The organism is Variovorax sp. Soil_C_26 (assembly GCF_057657075.1).
On sequence record NZ_JBDGJC010000014.1, the window covers coordinates 45010 to 64582 of the forward strand.

Annotated in this window: 16 protein-coding genes; 8 read left to right on the plus strand and 8 right to left on the minus strand. The window is 70.5% G+C overall.

Features of this window, described 5'->3' with window-relative positions:
- Window positions 1-5: 5 nt before the first annotated feature.
- The gene (locus tag AC3A6G_RS25360) at window positions 6-1058 is read left to right on the plus strand and encodes a serine/threonine protein kinase (protein WP_487861042.1); all 1053 of its coding nucleotides are present in this window, start codon (window positions 6-8) and stop codon (window positions 1056-1058) included.
- Here the strand turns inward: AC3A6G_RS25360 and AC3A6G_RS25365 are convergent.
- The gene (locus tag AC3A6G_RS25365; protein ID WP_487861041.1) at window positions 1049-1939 is read right to left on the minus strand and encodes a LysR family transcriptional regulator; all 891 of its coding nucleotides are present in this window, start codon (window positions 1937-1939) and stop codon (window positions 1049-1051) included. The two genes, AC3A6G_RS25360 and AC3A6G_RS25365, sit on opposite strands and share 10 nt — an antisense overlap.
- A gap of 91 nt (window positions 1940-2030) precedes the next feature.
- On the opposite strand from AC3A6G_RS25365, the gene AC3A6G_RS25370 reads away from it, so the two are divergent.
- The 3 genes from AC3A6G_RS25370 to AC3A6G_RS25380 all read left to right on the plus strand — a co-directional run bounded on the left by AC3A6G_RS25370 (window position 2031) and on the right by AC3A6G_RS25380 (window position 6016).
- Window positions 2031-3713 (plus strand): acyl-CoA dehydrogenase family protein, encoded by a 1683-nt coding sequence (locus tag AC3A6G_RS25370; protein ID WP_487874846.1) that lies wholly within the window; start codon window positions 2031-2033, stop codon window positions 3711-3713.
- Between the two features lie 91 nt (window positions 3714-3804).
- Window positions 3805-4746: a Bug family tripartite tricarboxylate transporter substrate binding protein gene (locus AC3A6G_RS25375; RefSeq protein WP_487861095.1), complete on the plus strand. Its 942-nt coding sequence runs from the start codon at window positions 3805-3807 to the stop codon at window positions 4744-4746.
- A gap of 133 nt (window positions 4747-4879) precedes the next feature.
- Complete coding sequence (locus AC3A6G_RS25380) at window positions 4880-6016, plus strand: CaiB/BaiF CoA transferase family protein (protein WP_487874847.1); 1137 nt, start codon at window positions 4880-4882, stop codon at window positions 6014-6016.
- A 7-nt stretch (window positions 6017-6023) separates the two neighbouring features.
- On the opposite strand, the gene AC3A6G_RS25385 is transcribed toward AC3A6G_RS25380, so the two are convergent.
- Together AC3A6G_RS25385 and htpG are read right to left on the minus strand one after the other, a co-directional pair.
- On the minus strand, window positions 6024-6398 hold the full coding sequence (locus tag AC3A6G_RS25385; protein ID WP_487874848.1) for a hypothetical protein: 375 nt from the start codon (window positions 6396-6398) through the stop codon (window positions 6024-6026).
- 53 nt (window positions 6399-6451) lie between these two features.
- The gene (gene htpG, locus AC3A6G_RS25390) at window positions 6452-8497 is read right to left on the minus strand and encodes a molecular chaperone HtpG (protein WP_487874849.1); all 2046 of its coding nucleotides are present in this window, start codon (window positions 8495-8497) and stop codon (window positions 6452-6454) included.
- Window positions 8498-8766: 269 nt separating this feature from the next.
- Between htpG and aqpZ the strand changes: the two genes are divergently transcribed.
- Window positions 8767-9471, plus strand: a complete 705-nt coding sequence (gene aqpZ / locus AC3A6G_RS25395; RefSeq protein WP_487861036.1) for an aquaporin Z — start codon at window positions 8767-8769, stop codon at window positions 9469-9471.
- A gap of 27 nt (window positions 9472-9498) precedes the next feature.
- On the opposite strand, the gene AC3A6G_RS25400 is transcribed toward aqpZ, so the two are convergent.
- A complete protein-coding gene (locus tag AC3A6G_RS25400) occupies window positions 9499-10323 on the minus strand; it encodes a pseudouridine synthase (RefSeq protein WP_487874850.1) in 825 nt (274 codons plus the stop codon).
- Window positions 10324-10398: 75 nt separating this feature from the next.
- Here AC3A6G_RS25400 and AC3A6G_RS25405 point away from each other — a divergent pair, with 75 nt between their 5' ends.
- The 3 genes from AC3A6G_RS25405 to AC3A6G_RS25415 all read left to right on the plus strand — a co-directional run bounded on the left by AC3A6G_RS25405 (window position 10399) and on the right by AC3A6G_RS25415 (window position 13292).
- A complete protein-coding gene (locus AC3A6G_RS25405) occupies window positions 10399-11556 on the plus strand; it encodes an MGDG synthase family glycosyltransferase (protein ID WP_487874851.1) in 1158 nt (385 codons plus the stop codon).
- Window positions 11557-11561: 5 nt separating this feature from the next.
- Window positions 11562-12086: a hypothetical protein gene (locus tag AC3A6G_RS25410; RefSeq protein WP_487874852.1), complete on the plus strand. Its 525-nt coding sequence runs from the start codon at window positions 11562-11564 to the stop codon at window positions 12084-12086.
- Window positions 12087-12164: 78 nt separating this feature from the next.
- Window positions 12165-13292, plus strand: a complete 1128-nt coding sequence (locus AC3A6G_RS25415) for a zinc-binding dehydrogenase (protein WP_487874853.1) — start codon at window positions 12165-12167, stop codon at window positions 13290-13292.
- A gap of 87 nt (window positions 13293-13379) precedes the next feature.
- Here AC3A6G_RS25415 and kdpE read toward each other — a convergent pair whose 3' ends face one another.
- Genes kdpE through kdpB form a run of 4 tightly spaced genes read right to left on the minus strand, consistent with a single transcriptional unit; the run spans window position 13380 to window position 19567 of the window.
- Window positions 13380-14081, minus strand: coding sequence for a two-component system response regulator KdpE (gene kdpE / locus AC3A6G_RS25420; RefSeq protein WP_487874854.1), 702 nt, complete (start codon window positions 14079-14081; stop codon window positions 13380-13382).
- Window positions 14082-14100: 19 nt separating this feature from the next.
- Window positions 14101-16866: a DUF4118 domain-containing protein gene (locus AC3A6G_RS25425; protein ID WP_487874855.1), complete on the minus strand. Its 2766-nt coding sequence runs from the start codon at window positions 16864-16866 to the stop codon at window positions 14101-14103.
- Window positions 16867-16881: 15 nt separating this feature from the next.
- Window positions 16882-17466, minus strand: a complete 585-nt coding sequence (gene kdpC / locus AC3A6G_RS25430) for a potassium-transporting ATPase subunit KdpC (protein ID WP_487874856.1) — start codon at window positions 17464-17466, stop codon at window positions 16882-16884.
- Window positions 17467-17479: 13 nt separating this feature from the next.
- Window positions 17480-19567: a potassium-transporting ATPase subunit KdpB gene (gene kdpB / locus AC3A6G_RS25435; protein ID WP_487874857.1), complete on the minus strand. Its 2088-nt coding sequence runs from the start codon at window positions 19565-19567 to the stop codon at window positions 17480-17482.
- Window positions 19568-19573 lie beyond the last annotated feature (6 nt).

The following is a 19573-nucleotide window of genomic DNA, read 5'->3' on the forward strand; positions in this document are numbered from 1 at the left end:
GCCGCATGACCCCTTCTTCTTCCGACGCGCCCGCCAACACCCATCCCTACGAGAACCTCACGCCCGACGTGGTGCTCGACGCGCTGGCAACGCTCGGCCTGCACGGCGACGGGCGGCTCACCACGCTCAACTCCTACGAGAACCGGGTCTACCAGGTGTTCCTGGAACAGCCGGCCGCGCATCCGGCCGTGGTGGTCAAGTTCTACCGCCCCGAGCGCTGGAGCGAGGCCGAGATCCTCGAGGAGCACGCCTTCTCGCTCGAACTGGCCGCGGCCGAGGTGCCCGCGGTGGCGCCATTGGCCTTCGACGGCACCACGCTGCACCGCCACGGCGGCTTTGCCTTCAGCGTGAGCCCCTACCGCGGCGGGCGCTCGCCCGAGCTCGACGACTTCGAGGTGCTCGAATGGGTCGGGCGCTTCCTCGCGCGCATCCATACCGTGGGGAGCGCCACGCCCTTCGCGGCGCGGCCTGCGCTCGACCTGCAGACCTTCGGCACCGCCTCGCGCGACTGGCTGCTCGGCAACGACAAGATCCCGCTCGACGTGCAGCGCGACTGGGAAAAGGCCTGCAACGACGCGCTTGACATGATCGCGGCCACGCCGCTCGCCACGGGCAGCAGCGCCGGGGCGGACGGGTTCCAACCGCGCAAGCTGCGGCTGCACGGCGACGTGCATCCCGGCAACATCCTCTGGACACCCACCGACCGGCCCGGAGGCGGGCCGCATTTCGTCGACCTCGACGATGCGCGCACCGGCTTTGCCGTGCAGGACCTGTGGATGCTGCTGTCCGGCGAGCGCGCGCAGCGCACGGCGCAGCTGTCGGGCCTGCTCGACGGCTACGAACAGTTCCGCGAATTCGACCGCCGTGAACTCGCGCTGATTGAACCGCTGCGCACGCTGCGGCTCATTCACTACAGCGCCTGGCTCGCGCGCCGCTGGGAAGACCCGATCTTCCCCATCAACTTTCCGTGGTTCGGCTCGAGCGACTACTGGAAAGGCCAGATTCTCGTTCTGCAGGAGCAGTGCGAGCAAATGGCAGAAGAGCCCCTTTACGCCTGATCCGGCACGGCCTCGGCCACGCCCTCCAGCAGCCGCTCGGCCAGCAGGTTGACCGGCCCGCTGCGCCAGACGCCGTAGGCCTCCGACTGCGCGACCGCCCGGTCGAGCGGGCGGAACACCGCGCCGCGCAGCGCCGAATGCCGCATCGCCTGCGGCACCAGCGCCACGCCCAGGCCCTGCGACACCAGCGACACCACCGCGAGCCAGTGGCGCACCTCGTGCCGCACCTCGGGCTGGAAGCCGGCCTCGGCGCAGATCGACAGGATGCGCTCGTGGTAGTCGGGCGAGACCTCGCGCGAGAACAGCACGAAGGGCTGGTCGCGCAGGTCGGACGGCGCCAGCACGCGCTTGCGCGCCAGCGCGTGGCCCGAAGGCAGGCAGCAGACGAAAGGCTCGGCCAGCAGCAGCCGGTGCTGCAGTTCGGGCGGCATGCGGCTGGTGTGGACGAAGCCGAGGTCGAGCCGATCGTGCAGCAGCTCCGAGATCTGCATGCCCGAGTTGAGCTCTGCCAGCGTGATGCGCACCGCCGGATGCCGCGCCTGGAACGCGCGCAGCGCCTGCGGCAGGCCACGGTAGAGCATCGCGCCGACGAAGCCGATGCGCAGCCGCCCGGCAGAACCCGCGGCCACGTCGCGCGCCTCGAGCGCGGCCTCCTCGGCCTGGCGCAGCAGCCGCCGCGCCGAGGCGCGCAGCGCATCGCCCGCGGGCGTGAGGCGCACCTCCTTGCTGTTGCGCTCGAACAGCCGCGCACCCACCGACGCTTCGAGCTGGCGGATCGCCACCGACAGCGGCGGCTGCGAAATCGCCAGCCGGCGCGCGGCGCGCCCGAAGTGCAGCTCTTCGGCAAGCACGGAAAAGTAGCGCAGGTGGCGGAGTTCCATGAATAGGCAGATCGAATCGAACAAGACCAATTCGATATTAGACACGGATCGTCGCGGCGCCAACAATGCGGCGAAACAGGAGACACGACGCATGGTCCAGAACGACGACACCGCCGCCGCCGCCCACCCGATCCCCGACCGCCACGGCCAGAACCTCTTCAGCACCGACACCGAGCTGCATGGGCTGCTCGCGCTGTATCTGCCGCCCGACCTACTTGCGCACATGCGCCCGCATTTCGAGCGCCTCGGTGGCCTCGCAGGCGGCAAGCTCGACGAGCTGGCCGGCACCGCCGACCGCAACCCGCCCACGCTGAAGCAGCGCACGCGCACCGGGCTCGACGAGCAGGCCATCGTCAAGCATCCGGCCTACGTCGAGATGGAGCGCCTTGCGCTGAGCGAATTCGGCCTGGCCGCGATCTCGCACCGCGACGACACGCTGGGCTGGAAAGGCAAGATGCCGCCGCTCGTCAAGTACGCGCTGACCTACCTGTTCGTGCAGGCTGAGTTCGGCCTGTGCTGCCCGGTCTCGATGACCGACTCGCTCACGCGCACGCTGAAGAAGTTCGGCGAGCCCTCGCTGGTGGCGCGGTACCTGCCGCGCCTCACCTCGCTCGACTTCGACGAACTCGCGCAGGGCGCGATGTTCATGACCGAGCAGGCCGCGGGCTCCGACATCGCGGCCACCGCCACGGTGGCGCGCCGCACGGGCGACGGCAGCTGGCGCCTCACGGGCGACAAGTGGTTCTGTTCGAACCCCGACGCCGACTTCGCGATGGTGCTCGCACGCGCCGAAGACGGCGCGCCCGGCATGAAAGGCGTGTCGCTGTTCCTCTTGCCGCGCCGGCTCGACGACGGCCGCCTCAACCACTACCGCATCATCCGCCTGAAGGACAAGCTCGGCACGCGCTCGATGGCGAGCGGCGAGATCCGGCTCGAGGGCGCGGTCGCGTACCTGGTGGGCGAAGAAGGCCGCGGCTTCGTGCAGATGGCCGACATGGTCAACAACTCGCGGCTGTCGAACGGCGTGCGCGCCGCGGGCCTGATGCGCCGTGCGGTGGCCGAGGCCGAGTACATCGCCGCCGAGCGCCGCGCCTTCGGCCGCACGCTCGCGCAGATGCCGTTGATGCAGCGCCAACTCGACAAGCTGCGCGTGCCTGCCGAACAGGCACGCACCATGGTGTGCCAGACCGCGCAGGCGCTCGCGCGCTCCGACGCCGGCGAGCCCGACGCCTACGCGCTGCTGCGCATCCTCACGCCGCTCATCAAGTTCCGCGCCTGCCGCGATGCGCGCAAGGTCACGGGCGATGCGATGGAAGTGCGCGGCGGCTGCGGCTACATCGAGGAATGGAGCGATCCGCGGCTGCTGCGCGATGCGCACCTGGGCTCGATCTGGGAAGGCACGAGCAACATCGTGGCGCTCGACGTGATCCGCGCCGTCAAGCGCGAGGGCTCGCTGCCGGTGCTGCGCGCGCACTGCGAGTCGCTGCTCGCCGATGCGGCGCTCGCGCCCGCCTTCGCCGAGGCGCTGCGCGATGCGCTCGCGCGCGCCGCCGCACTCGCCGAGACCGCCGCACGCGAAGAAGGCGGCGAGGCGCTGGCCCGCCAGGCGGCCTCGGCGCTCTATCACTGCACCAGCGTCACCGCGATGGCCTGGGAGGCCGCCCGCACCGGTTCGGCCGACCGCCTGCGCTGGGCACAGCTCGCGCTGCTGCACCGCGTGCTGCCGCGCGACCCGCTCGCGCCCGATGCGGTGCCGGCGGGCTGGAACGCCTGAACAACGCACGCAACAGAACACATCAAACTCAACGGAGACCACCTTGCGCCCCCTCTTTCCCCTTCTCTTTTCCGCCGCGGCCTGCACGCTGATGCTGGCCGCCGCGCCGGCCGCCGCCCAGTCCGGCGACGCCTTTCCGTCCAAGCCTGTCACGCTGGTGGTGCCTTTCCCGCCCGGCGGCCCGACCGATGCCATGGCACGCACGCTCGCGGCCGAGATGAAGGACCGCCTGGGCCAGCCGATGATCGTGGAGAACCGCGCCGGTGCCGGCGGCAACATCGGCGCCGACCACGTGGCGCGCGCCGAGCCCGACGGCCAGACGCTGCTGTTCGGCACCTCGGGGCCGCTTGCGATCAATTCGAGCCTGTACCGCAAGATCAGCTACGACCCGATCAAGAGCTTCGCGCCGGTGATCCAGGTCGGCCACCTGCCGAACATCCTGGTAGTGCACCCGAGCGTGCCCGCGAAGAACGTGCAGGAACTCGTGGCGTACGCCAAAGCCAACCCCGCCAAGCTCAGCTACGCCTCGTCGGGCAACGGTGCGTCGTCGCACCTCGCGGGCGTGCTGTTCAACTCGGTGGCCGGCACCGACCTGCTGCACGTGCCGTACAAGGGCACCGGCCCGGCGCTCAACGACCTGCTCGGCGGCCAGGTGCAGATGACCTTCACCGACATCCTCACCGCGCTGCCGTACGTGAAGACCGGCAAGCTGCGCGCGTTGGGCGTGGCCACGGCCGCGCGTTCGCAGGCACTGCCCGACGTGCCGACGATCGCCGAGCAGGGCTACAAGGGCTATGACGTGAGCGTGTTCTTCGGCATCGTCGCGCCGGCCGGCACGCCCGCGGACCGCGTCACCAAGCTCAACCAGGCGTTCGCCGAGGTGCTGAACTCGCCCAAGGTCAAGCAGATGTTCGCGGCGCAGGGGCTCGAGCCGGCACCGGACACCTCGCCGCAGCAGCTGGCCCGCTTCATTGCGAGCGAGTCGGTGAAGTGGAAGGGTGTGGTGAAGCAGTCGGGGGCGCAGCTGGATTGATTTGACCGTTGCGGTTCAGGGCGCGATGTCGCCGACGGTGGGCGCCCGGCGTGCGGAGGGAGTACCCGGTGGCCTGCGCACGCACCCCGAACAGCAGCCTGAAAGACAGCAATCACAAGACATGGAGCAAACAATGACCCCGCCTCCCGGCGCCCTCACCGGCATCCGCGTCCTCGACATCTCGCGCATCCTCGGCGGCCCCTACTGCGGCCAGATCCTGGGCGACCATGGCGCCGACGTGCTCAAGATCGAGCCCCCGCAGGGCGACGACACGCGCACCTGGGGCCCGCCCTTCAAGGACGGCGTGGCGTCGTACTACCACGGCCTCAACCGCAACAAGCGCGTGCAGCACTTGGACCTTTCCACCGACGAAGGCCGCGAGGCGCTGCTCGCGCTCGTGGCCGAGGCCGACGTGCTGATCGAGAACTTCAAGGCCGGCACCATGGAGCGTTGGGGCATCGGCTTCGACACGCTCTCGCATCGTTTCCCGCGCCTCGTGTGGTGCCGCGTCTCGGGCTTCGGCACCGACGGCCCGCTCGGCGCGCTGCCGGGCTACGACGCCGCCGTGCAGGCCATGACCGGCATCATGAGCATCAACGGCGAGGCCGAGGGCGGCCCATTGCGCGTCGGGCTGCCGGTGGTCGACATGGTCACCGGGCTCAATGCCGTGATCGGCGTGCTGCTCGCGCTGCAGGAGCGCCAGCGCAGCGGCCGCGGGCAGCTGGTGGAGGCGGCGCTCTACGACAGCGGCCTCTCGCTGCTGCATCCGCATGCGGCCAACTGGTTCATGGACGGCACCGCCCCGCGGCGCACCGGCAATGCGCATCCGAACATCTATCCCTACGACGCGCTCGCCACCGGCACCGACCCGGTGTTCGTGGCCGTGGGCAACGACCGGCAGTTCGCGAGCCTGTGCCGCTGCATCGGCCTGCCCGCACTGGCCGACGATCCGCTCTACAGCACGGCCGGCGCGCGCTCGGTGCACCGCGACGGGCTCAAGCAGCAGCTCGAGGCGGCCATGGTCGCCTTCGACGGCCGCGTGCTGGTCGACCAGCTCATGGCCGCCGGCGTGCCCGCCGCGCCCGTGCTGCCGGTGGACGCCGCGCTCACGCATCCGCACACGGCGCATCGCGGCATGGTGGTGGAGATGGAAGGCGGCTACCGCGGCATCGGGGCGCCCGTGAAGCTCGGCCGCACGCCGGCCAGCTACCGCCACGCGCCGCTCACGCCGGGCGAGCGGTTCTTGCCGAAAACTGAAGAAGACGCTTAGTCAGCCGTCAGGGCGCGACCGGGTTGCCGGGGGTGGCGGCATTCCAGACCGGCGCGGCACCGGTCGATACGCGCCGCACCACCACCGGCTGCACTGGCGCCGCCGCGCGGGGTGCGGTGTACGGGTTGTGCAGCACCACGCTCTTGCCAACGCCCACGCCGGTACCGACCGGCCCGACGCCGACCCCCACGCCGGCACTGGCCGAGCCGGTCACGGCGCCGTTGTCGTGCAGCGCCACACCCGCGCCGAGCGGGCCCCAGCCGGTGTTGAGCCCGACCGAGAAGTTGCCGTCCTTGGTGGCGCCAAGGCCCAGCGAGAGCCCGGGCACCAGCGGAATGCCGAGGCTGTAGTGCGAACAGCCGCCCACCAGGAGCAATGGCATCAGCGCCGCCGCGAAGGCAGCGGCTGCACGCCCGCCGGTGCGCGGCCGGGGCGTCACACCAGAAGCGCGTTGACGCGCCGCACGTAGGCGGCCGGGTCGGCCGGGAGCCCGCCTTCGGCCAGCAGCGCCTGGTCGAACAGGATGTGGGCCAGGTCGTCGAAGTGCGCCGAGCCTTCGAGCTTCTTCACCAGCGCATGGTCGGCGTTGACTTCGAGCACGGGCTTCAGGTCGGGCGCGGGCTGGCCGGCCTGCTTAAGCATGCGCGCGAGCTGCGTGCTCATGCCGCCGTCCTGCACCACCAGGCAGGCCGGCGAGTCGACCAGGCGCGTGGTCACGCGCACATCTTCGGCCTTGTCCTTGAGCGCTTCCTTGAGCTTCTCGAGCATCGGCTTGAACGATTCGGCCGCTTCCTCGGCGGCCTTCTTCTCGGTCTCGTCCTGCAGCTTGCCGAGGTCGACCGCGCCCTTGGCCACGCTCTGCAACGGCGTGCCGTCGAATTCGGTCAGGTAGTTCAGCGCCCACTCGTCGACGCGGTCGGTCATCAGCAGCACCTCGATGCCCTTCTTCTTGAAGACCTCGAGCTGCGGGCTGTTCTTGGCGGCGGCCAGGTTGTCGGCCGTGATGTAGTAGATCGCGTCCTGGCCTTCCTTCATGCGCGCCTTGTAGTCGGCAAAGCTCACGGTCACCCCATCGGTGGTGGTCGAGGCAAAGCGCAGCAGCTTGGCGATGCGGTCGCGGTTGGCGAAGTCTTCGCCCAGGCCTTCCTTCAGCACCGAGCCGAACTCGGCATAGAAGCTGGCGTACTTGCCCGCTGCCTTGGCGTACTCGACGGCGGCTTCGGCGGCCGGCGTGGCGTTCTTGTCGACCACGTCGCTGACATCGTTCAGCCCCTCCGTCGGCTCGGGCGCGGGCACCGATTCGCCCGAGCCCACGTCGATCTTGCCCTCGGCGGCTTCAGGACTGGTCTCCTGCTTCTTGGCCAGGTCTTCGAGCATGCCCAGCACGCGCTTGGTGCTGCCTTCGCGGATCGCCTTCACGTCGCGGCTTTCCTGCAGCAGCTCGCGGCTCACGTTGAGCGGCAGGTCGGACGAGTCGATCACGCCCTTCACGAAGCGCAGGTAGCTCGGCATCAGCGCCTCGGCGTCGTCCATGATGAAGACGCGCTTCACGTAGAGCTTGACGCCCGCGCCCTTGTCGCGGTTCCACAGGTCGAACGGGGCCTTCGAGGGGATGTAGAGCAGCTGCGTGTACTCGGTGCTGCCCTCGACGCGGTTGTGGCTCCAGGCGAGCGGCGGCTCGAAGTCGTGGCTGATGGTCTTGTAGAACTCTTCGTACTGCTCGGGCGTGATGTCCTTCTTGGCGCGGCTCCACAGCGCGTTGGCCTTGTTGACCGTTTCCCATTCGCCGGTCTTGACCATGTCGCCGGGCTGGTCGTTCTCGCCTTCCTTCCACTCCTCTTTCTCCATGAGGATGGGCAGCGAGATGTGGTCGGAGTACTTGCCGACGATCTGCTTGAGCTTCCAGGCGTTGAGGTATTCGTCGGCGTCTTCGCGCAGGTGCAGCGTGATGCTGGTGCCGCGCTCGGCGCGCGTGATGTCGTCGACCTCGAAGTCGCCCGCGCCGCCGCTCGTCCAGCGCACGCCCTGCTCGGGCGGGAGGCCCGCGCGGCGCGACTCGACCGTGATCTTGTCGGCCACGATGAAGCCCGAATAGAAGCCCACGCCGAACTGGCCGATGAGCTGTGCGTCGGCCTTCTGGTCGCCGCTGAGCTTGCTCACGAAGTCCTTGGTGCCGCTCTTGGCGATGGTGCCGAGGTTGTCGATGGCCTCCTGGCGCGACAGGCCGATGCCGCGGTCGGCGATGGTGATGGTGCGCGCGGCCTTGTCGAACGAAAGGCGCACGTCGAGCTGGGGCTGGTCTTCGTACAGGTCAGGCTGGTCGATGGCCTCGAAGCGCAGCTTGTCGCAGGCGTCCGATGCATTCGAGATCAGCTCGCGCAGGAAGATTTCCTTGTTGGAGTACAGCGCATGCGTCACGAGGTGCAGCAGTTGCGCGACTTCAGCCTGGAATGGGAGTTTTGTATGGGAGGAATCAGCCATGGAAGTGATGAGTGTCGAAGCCAAAAAATTCTAAGCCGTGCGGCGTCCGTGCCGCCCGGCCTGCCAACTCTGCGAGTTGGGGCCGGTGCATCGGATCACAAGGGCTGCGCCGCATGCCAACTGGTCGTCAGTTCATCGAAAAACCGTCGAATTGTGAACATATTCCGTTCACTGCAAAAAGATTTAACACCTGTCGTCTCCCCTCCCTAGAATCCGCCCGCGCCCGGAGGGGACGCAGGCATTCATCAACATTCGAGGAGAAGAAAAACGTGGAACATAGCACCTACAAAAAGTGGTCGGCGGAGTTCATAGGTACTTTCTGGCTCACGCTCGGCGGCTGCGGCAGCGCGGTGCTGGCGGCGGGTTTTCCGGAACTGGGCATCGGGTTCCTCGGCGTCTCGCTCGCGTTCGGCCTCACGGTGGTGACCGGTGCCTACGCGCTCGGGCCGATCTCGGGCGCGCACTTCAACCCTGCGGTGTCGATCGGCCTCGCAGCCGCGGGGCGCTTCCAGGCCTCGCAGCTCGCGGGCTACATCGTGGCGCAGGTGCTCGGTGCCATCGCGGCCGCGGGCGTGCTGTACCTGATCGCCACCGGCAAGCCCGGCGCCGAGATCGGCGGCTTCGCGACCAACGGCTTCGGCGAGCACTCGCCCGGCAAGTACGGCATGACCGCCGCGCTGGTCTGCGAAGTGGTGCTGACCGCGGTGTTCCTGATCGTGATCCTCGGCGCCACGGCCAAGCGCGCGGCCGGTGGCTTCGCGGGCCTGGCCATCGGCCTGTGCCTGACGCTGATCCACCTGATCTCGATCCCCGTGACCAACACCTCGGTCAACCCGGCGCGCAGCACCGGCCCGGCGCTGTTCGGGCCGTCGTATGCGGTGTCGGAGCTGTGGCTGTTCTGGGTCGCGCCGATCGCCGGCGCGGTCATCGGCGCGGTGATCTACCGCGCGCTGTTCGCCAGCCAGGACGACTGACCGACCGGCCCCGGGCTGGGCCGGGGCTCAGAACTTCTCGTGCGGTGCAAGGTAGCGCCACTGCCCCACGGGCAGGTTGCCGAGCATCACCTTGCCGATGCGCACGCGCTTGAGGCCCACCACCTTCAGGCCGACCAGCTCGCACATGCGGCGGATCTGGCGCTTCTTGCCCTCGGTGAGCACGAAGCGCAGCTGCTCGGGGTTCTGCCACTCGACCCGCGCCGGCTTGAGCTGCTGGCCGTCCAGGCTCAGGCCGTGGCGCAGCCGGGCGAGCATGGCGGGCGGAAACACCGCCTGCACATTGCTGGTGACCGGGTCGTCGTCGTCCAGGCGCACCAGCTGCCCGGTGGGCGCGGGCTGGCCGAGGCCGTGCCAGGCCACGCGCACCAGGTATTCCTTCTCCATCACCGAGTCTTCGCCGATCAGCTGGCGCGCGATGCGCCCGTCCTGCGTCATCACGAGCAGGCCGGTCGAATCGATGTCGAGCCGCCCGCAGGGCGCCAGGCCACGCAACTGCTGCGGGCTGAAGAAGAAGCGGGTGTTGTCCTCGGCCCAGCGGTTGGGCGGCGTGAACAGCGTGACCGCCGGCTCGTGCCCGTCTTCGGCCTGCGCGCTCACATAGCCGATGGGCTTGTGGATCAGGATGGTGACCTGGTTCGCCTGCTGGCCCTTGGCCGCCTTGTCGACCTCGATGCGGTCGGACGGCGTGACCTTCACGCCCATCTCGGCCGGCTTGCCGTTGACGCGCACCCAGCCCTGGGCAATCCAGTCGTCGGCCTCGCGGCGCGAGCACAGGCCGAGTTCGGCCATGCGTTTGTTGAGGCGGACGGGTGCGGCGGCGGTGTCGGTCATGTCGCGGCATTTTCGCCCATGGGCGATGTCCCCCGGATGTGTCGCATTGCATCGCCATAATGCGCCCGAAACCGCATGACCAAAATCCTGATCCTCAGTGTGAGCGCCGGCAATGGCCATGTGCGTGCCGCGCAAGCCCTCGAAGCCGCCGTGCAGGCGGCGCCGCCGCACAGCGCGGTCCACATCGACGCCATGGCGCATGTGACGGCCGGTTTTCGCAAGGTGTACACCGACTGGTACCTCCAGCTGGTGAACCGCGCGCCCGACCTGTGGTCGTACCTGCACCAGCGCACCGACGCCACGCCGCACCATGCGCTGTCGCAGCGGCTGCGCCGGGGCATCGAGCGGCTGAGCACGGTCGCGCTGGCGCGCGAGCTGCACCGCGAGAAGCCCGGCGCGGTGATCTGCACGCACTTCCTGCCGGCCGAGCTGCTGATGCGCGAGCGCAACCGTGGCCGCATCGACTGCCCGGTGTGGCTGCAGATCACCGACTACGACCTGCACAACATGTGGCTGGTACCGGGCATGACGGGCTATCTGGCCGCCACCGACGAGGTGGCTTTTCGCCTGCGTGCGCGCGGCATTCCGCCCGAGCGCATCCATGTGACGGGCATTCCGGTGATGCCGGGCTTCTCGGGGACGGAGGCATTGGCGCGCGACGCCTCGGTCGCGGCGCTCGGGCTCGATCCCGCGCGGCCGGTGTTGCTGATGGCATCGGGCGGGGCCGGCGTGGGCGACCTGCCGAGCATGGTCGAGCGCGTGCTGGGGCTCGGCGGCGACAACGGCGACAGAGGCTTTCAAGTGATCGCCGTCGCCGGCCGCAATGCCGAGGCGCATGCCCGGCTGCAGGCGCTGGCCGCGCGGCACCCGGGGCGCGTGGCCGCCATCGGCTTCACGAGCGAGATGCACCGGCTCATGGCCGCGGCCGACCTCGTGGTGACCAAGCCCGGCGGCCTCACGGTGTCGGAATGCCTGGCGCTCGGCAAGCCGATGCTGCTGATCTCGCCGATCCCGGGACAGGAAGAACACAACGCCGGCTTCCTGATGGAAGAAGGCGCGGCCTGGCTCGCCTACGACGCCATCGGCCTCGACTACAAGGTGGCGCGGCTCATGGCCGATCCATCCCGGCTCGCGGCCATGGCCGCGCGCAGCCGCGCGCTCGGCAAGCCGCACGCGGCTGCCGCCGTGCTGCGCCACGTGCTGGGTCACCCGGCCAGCGACGACGACCAATGAACCCCATGCACAGCAAAAGCAGCAACAGCACCGCGCAGGAAAAGACGGGCATCGCCCGCACGATCGGCTATCTCGCCTGGGTCGTCGTGATGGCCTTCTTCTTCGCCAATGCCGAGATCCAGATCGAAGGCGGCGCGGGCTGGGCCACGTCGCTGCCGACCTGGCGCATCGAGAACAGCATCTGGCTCGACCTGTTCTGGGGCGGCCGCGCAATGACGGGCTACCACGCCTGGGTGTTCACCTTCATGGCGCTGGTGTTCTTTGCGCCGCTGGCCTTCAACGGCCGCTGGACCTGGCGCGACGCGGGGCTGGCGGTCGTGGGCCTGATCGTGTTCTGGGTCTGCGAAGACTTCCTCTGGTTCATGATCAACCCGGCCTTCGGCTGGGAACGCTTCAACCCGGTCGATGCGTCCTGGCACAAGCACTGGCTGTGGGGCGCGCCGGTGGACTACTGGGGCGGGCTGGCGGTGGCGCTGGTCATCCTGGTGGTGCGGCACCGGCCGCGGCGCGCGGCCTCCGGGGTGTCCTGAAGGCGCCTGCAGCGAGCGCGGGCCGCTCCTATACTGGCCGCCCCGTGGCCCTGGGCCACGACAACCAAGGGCTCTTCCATGGCACTGCAACTGCGCTCGCTCATCCGCGCCAACGGCGAACTCGAACTCTCGCTGCACGACGAACCCATTCCCGAACCGCAGCCGCACGAGGTGGTGATCCGCATCGAGGCTTCGCCGATGAATCCGTCGGACCTCGGCCTGCTGTTCGGCGCGGCCGACATGGGCACGGCCAAGGCTTCGGGCACGCCCGAGCGGCCGGTCGTCACAGCCACGGTACCCGAGCGCGCGATGCCCGCGATGGCCGGGCGGCTCGACCAGTCGATGCCGGTCGGCAACGAAGGCGCGGGCGTGGTGGTCAAGGCCGGTGCATCGCCCGCGGCGCAGGCGCTGATGGGCAAGACGGTGGCGGCCATCGGCGGCGCGATGTATGCGCAGTACCGCGCGGTGGCCGCGGCCCAGTGCCTGGCGCTGCCCGAGGGCACGGCACCGGCCGAAGGCGCATCCTGCTTCGTGAACCCGCTGACCTCGCTCGGCATGGTCGAGACGATGCGCCGCGAAGGGCACAAGGCGCTGGTGCACACCGCGGCGGCCTCCAACCTCGGGCAGATGCTCAATCGCATCTGCCAGAAGGACGGCATCGCGCTGGTCAACATCGTGCGCAAGCCCGAGCAAGAGGCGCTGCTGCGCGGCATGGGCGCGAAGTACGTGTGCAGCACGGGCTCGCCGACCTTCATCGAAGACCTGACGCAGGCGCTGGTCGAGACCGGCGCCACGCTGGCGTTCGACGCCACGGGCGGCGGCAAGCTCGCGGGCCAGATCCTCGGCTGCATGGAAGCGGCGCTCAACCGCACGGCCAAGGAATACAGCCGCTACGGCTCGACCACGCACAAGCAGGTCTACATCTACGGCGGCCTCGACCGGGGGCCGACGGAGTTCGTGCGCAACTTCGGCATGGCCTGGGGCATGGGCGGGTGGCTGCTGTTTCCGTTCCTGCAGAAGATCGGCGACGAAGGTGCTGCGCGGCTCAAGGCGCGCGTGGTGGCCGAGTTGAAGACCACGTTCGCGAGCCGCTACACGCGCGAGGTGTCGCTGCACGAGGCGCTGCGGCTCGATGCGATTGCGGTGTATGCGAAGCAGGCTACGGGGGAGAAGTTTCTGCTGGTGCCTAACAAGGGCTTGAACTGACCTTTGGCTGTTTGGAGAGCGCGCCCGGCATGCGGTACTCGGCCCTCACCCCAACCCTCTCCCGGAGGGAGAGGGAGCCCCCCGGACTCAGATCACGAGCCGGTAGCCTACGGCCGTTTCCGTCAACAGGTGCCGCGGCTGCGCCGGGTCGGCTTCCAGCTTCTGCCGCAGGTGGCCCATGTAGATGCGCACGTAGTGGCCATGGTCGGTGTGCGACGGACCCCACACCTCGCGCAGCAGCTGGCGCTGGGTAAGCACGCGGCCGGCGTTGGCGACGAGGACCGAAAGCAGGCGGTATTCGGTGGGCGTCAGGTGCACCTCGGTGCCGGCGCGGCGGACCAGGCGCGCGGCGCGGTCGAGCTCGACCTCGCCGAAACGGAACAGCGGCGCATCGGCGGGGTCGTCGCCGCTGCCGTTCGCGTGGCGCGGGCGGCGCAGGTTGGCGCGCACGCGCGCCAGCAGCTCGCCGGTGCCGAAGGGCTTGGTCAGGTAGTCGTCGGCGCCGGCGTCGAGCGCGGCGATCTTGTCGGCTTCGTCGCTGCGCGCCGACAGCACGATGATCGGCACCGCCGACCAGCCGCGCACGTCGCGGATCAGCGCCACGCCATCGCCGTCGGGCAGGCCGAGGTCGAGCACGAGCAGGTCGGGCTGGCGCGTGCCGGCCGCGGCGAGGCCGTCGCGCAGCGTGCCGGCTTCGTGCACCTGCCAGCCTTCGGCCTCGAGCGCGCCGCGCACGAAGCGGCGGATCTGCGGCTCGTCCTCGATCACGATGGCGGTGGGCGACGGCATGAGAAGGGAACGACGGTGTTCAAAGGGTGGCTTCGGCGGGCTCGGGGGGTTCGCGGCGCGGCAGCCGGACGGTGAATTCTGCGCCACCGCCGCCCGGCGCGTTGCGCGCGGCGATCTCGCCGCCGTGCGCATTCACCACCGCGCGGCAGATGGCCAGGCCGAGGCCGACGCCCGGGGTCGCCGATTCGGTATTGCCGCGCGTGAACTTGTCGAACAGCGTGTGCTCGCGCCCTGCGCGAGCGGCCGGCAGGCCGGGGCCGTGGTCGCGCACCGAGAGCACCAGCAGGCCGGGTTCGGCGCGCGCGCCCACGACGATCGGCGGGGCGCCGTAGCGGGCCGCGTTCTCGAGCAGGTTGACCAGCACGCGCTCGATCAGCACCGCGTCGAACTCGACCAGCGGCAGCCCGGGCGCGAGCGCGGTCTGCACCGGGGTGCCGCCGAGCGCGGTGCGCGCGGCGCGAATGCCCGAGCCGACCACCTCCTCGACCGACTGCCAGTCGCGCCGCAGGTTCACCGCGCCGCCCGCGAGGCCGCTTTCGAGCCGCGCCATGTCGAGCAGGTTGTTGACCAGCGCATGCAGCTCGTGCGCCTGCGCCACGATGGCGCGCGCGGCCTCGGCATGTTCGTCGGGCGGCAGCGCCTGCAGCGATTCGGCGAGCGCGATCAGCGCAGTGAGCGGCGTGCGCACGTCGTGCGAAATGGCGCCGAGCAGCGCATTGCGCAGGCGCTCCGATTCCATCTCGACCACGGCCTGCTGCGCGACCTCGACGTAGTGCACGCGCTCGAGCGCGATCGCGATCTGCCGCGCCAGCGTCTGGAGCTGCTGCGCCTGCTCGGGAATCAGCAGCCAGCGCGGCTGCGCGGGCGACAGCGCGAGCACGCCGCGCACGCGCATGGGCGCCTGCAGCGGCACGTAGTGCCAGGGCTGCGCCGCGAGCGTGGCGGTGCCGAGGCCGGCGGGCTGGCCGTGGCGAAAGGCCCAGTCGGCCACCTGCAGGTCGAAGCCTTCGGGCGGCGCCTGGGGCGGCAGCAGCTGGTCGGTGGCATCGGTGGCCAGCACCAGCGCGTGGCCGCCGAAATGGCCCTGCACGGCGGCGGCGCCGAGCGCCACGACCTGCGCGCTCTCGAGCGCCGCCGAGAGCTCGCGCGTGAGCTCGAACAGCGATCGCGCGCGGCGCTCGCGGCTGGTCGACACGCCCGCGGCGAAGCGCAGTCCGACCGTGAGCTGGCCCACCAGCAGGCCGACGCCGAGCATGATCACGAAGGTCAGCAGGTACTGCAGGTCGCTCACCGCGAGCGACAGGCGCGGCGGCACGAAGAAGTAGTCGAACGCGGCGACGTTGAGCAGCGCCGTGAGCGCCGATGGACCCCGCCCGAAGCGCATCGCGATGCCGACCACGCCCGGCAGGAACAGCATCACGATGTTGGCGATGTCCAGCACGTTGGCCAGCGGCATGCAGACCAGCGTGAGCGCCACGCTCGTGGCCGCGGCCCAGGCATAGCCGCGCCAGTGGACCGGTGGGTCGTCCTGCGCCGCGTCGGCCGCGAGCAGGCCGCCGATGGGCGCGCGCGGCAGCCGCCGCGCGCTGTCGGCATGGCCTGCCTCGAGGATGTCGAGTGCGGGCGCGCGCTGCGCGAGTGCGCGCGCCAGCGGCACGCCGCCGAACGGCCACCACCCGCGGCGCCAGCGCGCCGGCTGCGCGGGACGCCCGAGCACCAGCGTGGCGCAGTTGAGCCGGCGCGCCTGCGCGGCCAGCTGCTCGGCCACGTCGGCGCCCGTGAGCACCGCGGTGGCCGCGCCCAGTTGCTCGGCCAGCTTGAGCACCGCGAGCACGCGGTCGCGCGCATCGCTCGCGAGACGCTGCAGCCGCGGCGTCTCGACGTAAGCCGCATGCCAGCGCACGTTGAGCTGGCCCGCGAGCCGCGCCGCCGTACGCACCGTCTGCGCCGCATCCTCGTGCGGCCCGACGCAGGCGAGGATCGCGCCCGAGGTGTTCCAGGCCTGCAGCGCAGCGGCACCCGTGCCGCGGCCCGCGGGGCCCGACTGCTCCACGCGCCAGCCGCGCACGTCGTCTTCCACGTGCTCGGCGGTGCGGCGCAAGGCGATCTCGCGCAGCGCGATGAGGTTGCCCTTGCGAAAGAAGTTCTGCGCCGCGCGTTCGGCCACGTTCTCGCCGTGGCGCGGCAGGTAGACCTTGCCGGCCGCGAGCCGCGCCGTGAGCTCGTCGGGCGTCGCATCGACCAGCACCACCTCGTCGGCCTCGTCGAGCACCGTCTCGTGCACCGTCTCGTGCACGCGGATGCCCGTGATCGCGCCGACCGTGCCGTTGAGGCTTTCGAGGTGCTGCACGTTGAGCGCCGACCAGACTTCGATGCCCGCGGCCAGCAGCTCCTGCACGTCCTGCCAGCGCTTGGCATGGCGCGAACCGGGCGCGTTGGTGTGGGCCAGCTCGTCGACCAGCAGCACCGCGGGCCGGCGCGCGAGCGCGGCGTCGAGGTCGAACTCGGCGAGCCGGCGGCCGCGGTGGTCCACCTCGCGCAGCGGCAGCACGGGCAGGCCCGCGAGCAGCGCGGCGGTCTCGCTGCGGCCGTGGGTTTCGGCCACGCCGACCAGCAGGTCGCGGCCTGCGGCGTGCTCGCGCTGCGCGGCGCTGAGCATGGCCCAGGTCTTGCCGACGCCGGCGCAGGCGCCGAAATAGATGCGCAGCTTGCCCCGCTGCGCCCGCGCCGCGTCGCTGCGCAGTTGCGCAAGCAGGGCGTCGGGGTCGGGGCGGGCGTCGGGCATGGCGGGGCGTGCAGGTTATCGCATGGCGTCGAGCGCCAGGTCGAGTGCCAGGTTCAGGGCCAGCACATTGACGCGCGGCTCGCCCACGATGCCCCAGAGCAGCCCTTCGGTGTGCCGCGCGACGAGTGCATCGACCTGCGCCGGCGGCAGGCCGCGCAGCCGGGCGACGCGCGCGGCCTGGTAGTGCGCGGCCGCCGGACTGATGTGCGGATCGAGCCCGCTGGCCGATGTCGTCACCAGGTCGACCGGCACCGGCGCGGTGTTGCCGGGGTCGGCGGCGCGCAAAGCCGCAATGCGTGTGCTGACCGCATCAATGAGCGCCGGGTTGAGCGGCCCGAGGTTCGCACCGCCCGAGGCGCTCGCGTTGTAGGGCTGCGGCGCGGTGACCGAGGGCCGGCCCCAGAAGTGCCGCGGATCGGTGAAGTGTTGGCCGACGAGCGCCGAGCCCACGGGCTGGCCGTCGCGCAGCACGAGGCTGCCCGCCGCCTGCGCGGGAAACAGCGCCTGCGCGGTGCCGGTGACGGCGAGCGGATACACCACGCCGGTGAGCGCGCCCAGCAATGCGAAGAGCACGAGCGCGGGACGAAGGATGTTGTTCATGATGAAGAGCGCCTCAGACGAAGTGGACGGCCGCGAGCAGCCAGTCGATCAACTTGATGCCGATGAAGGGAACGATGAGCCCGCCGAGCCCGTAGACCGCGAGGTTGCGCCGCAGCAGCGCGGCCGCGCCCACGGGCCGATAGCGCACGCCGCGCAGCGCGAGCGGGATCAGGAACACGATCACGAGCGCATTGAAGATCACCGCCGACAGCACGGCCGACGACGGGCTCGCGAGCCGCATCACGTTGAGCGCGCCGAGCTGCGGATAGGTCGAGACGAAGATCGCCGGAATGATCGCGAAGTACTTCGCCACGTCGTTCGCGATCGAGAAGGTGGTGAGCGAACCGCGCGTCATCAAGAGCGCCTTGCCGGTCTCCACCACCTCGAGCAGCTTGGTCGGGTTGGAGTCGAGGTCGACCATGTTGCCGGCCTCCTTCGCGGCCTGCGTGCCGCTGCCCATCGCGACCGCCACGTCGGCCTGCGCGAGCGCCGGCGCATCGTTGGTGCCGTCGCCGGTCATGGCCACGAGGCGGCCCTCGGCCTGGTAGGTGCGGATCAGCGCGAGCTTGTCCTCGGGCGTGGCCTCGGCAAGAAAGTCGTCCACGCCGGCCTCGGCCGCGATGGCGGCGGCCGTGAGCCGGTTGTCGCCCGTGATCATCACCGTGCGGATGCCCATGCGGCGCAGCTCGGCGAAGCGCTCCTTGATGCCGGCCTTGACGATGTCCTTGAGCTCGACCACGCCGAGCACCCGGTCGCCCTCGGCCACCGCGAGCGGCGTGCTGCCGCGCCGCGCGGCCTCGTCGGCGGCGCGCAGCACCTCGGGCGGCACGCGCCCGCCGAGCGCCTCGACATGCCGGCGCACCGCGTCGACCGCGCCCTTGCGCAGCACAACGGCATTGGCGTCGAGGCTGGTCGGTGCGGCGGGCAGGTCGACGCCGCTCATGCGGGTCTGCGCGGTGAACGGGATGAAGCGCACACCTTCCACCGCCACACTACCGAGCCCCTCGCGGCGCGCGAGCTCGACGATGCTGCGCCCCTCGGGCGTTTCGTCGGCCAGCGAGGCCAGCATGGCGGCCCGCGCCAGCCGCGCCTTGGTCACGCCCGGTGCGGGCAGGAAGGCGCTGGCCTGGCGGTTGCCGTGCGTGATGGTGCCGGTCTTGTCGAGCAGCAGCACGTCGACGTCGCCGGCCGCCTCGACCGCGCGGCCCGAGGTGGCGATCACGTTGGCCTGCATCATGCGGCTCATGCCGGCCACGCCCACGGCCGAGAGCAGCCCGCCGATGGTGGTCGGGATCAGGCACACCAGCAGCGCCACCAGCGCGGTGAGCGACACCACCGTGCCCGCACCCGCGGCCTCGACGCTGAAGACCGAGAACGGCAGCAGCGTGACCGTGACCATGAGGAACACCAGCGTGAGCGCCACCAGCAGGATGGTCAGCGCCACCTCGTTCGGCGTCTTCTGCCGCCGCGCGGCCTCGACCATGCCGATCATGCGGTCGAGGAACGATTCGCCGGGGTTCACCGCGATGCGCACCACGAGCCAGTCGGACAGCACGCGCGTGCCGCCGGTCACGGCCGAGAAGTCGCCGCCCGATTCGCGCACCACGGGCGCCGATTCGCCGGTGATGGCGCTCTCGTCGACCGAGGCCACGCCTTCGATCACCTCGCCGTCGAGCGGGACCACGTCGCCGGCCTCGACCAGCACGACGTCGCCCTTGCGCAGGTTCGGCGCCTGCTCCGGCAGCCACGCGCTCCCATGCTGCGGCGCCTGCAGCTTCTTGGCCCAGGTGTCCTTGCGCAAACCGCGCAGCGAGGCGGCCTGCGCCTTGCTGCGGCCCTCGGCCAGCGCCTCGGCGAAGTTGGCGAACAGCACGGTGAACCACAGCCACACCGTCACGGCCAGCACGAAGCCGGGCTTCATGCCGGTGTCGCCCGGAAAGCCCAGCGAATGCACCCAGAGCAGCGTCGTGAGGATGCTGCCGATGTAGACGATGAACATCACCGGGTTGCGCCACTGCGTGCGCGGGTCGAGCTTGGCGAAGGCGGCCCACAGCGCGGGCTTCAGGAGCGACGCGTCGAGCAGCGAGAGAGGGGAAGTCATGGTGCG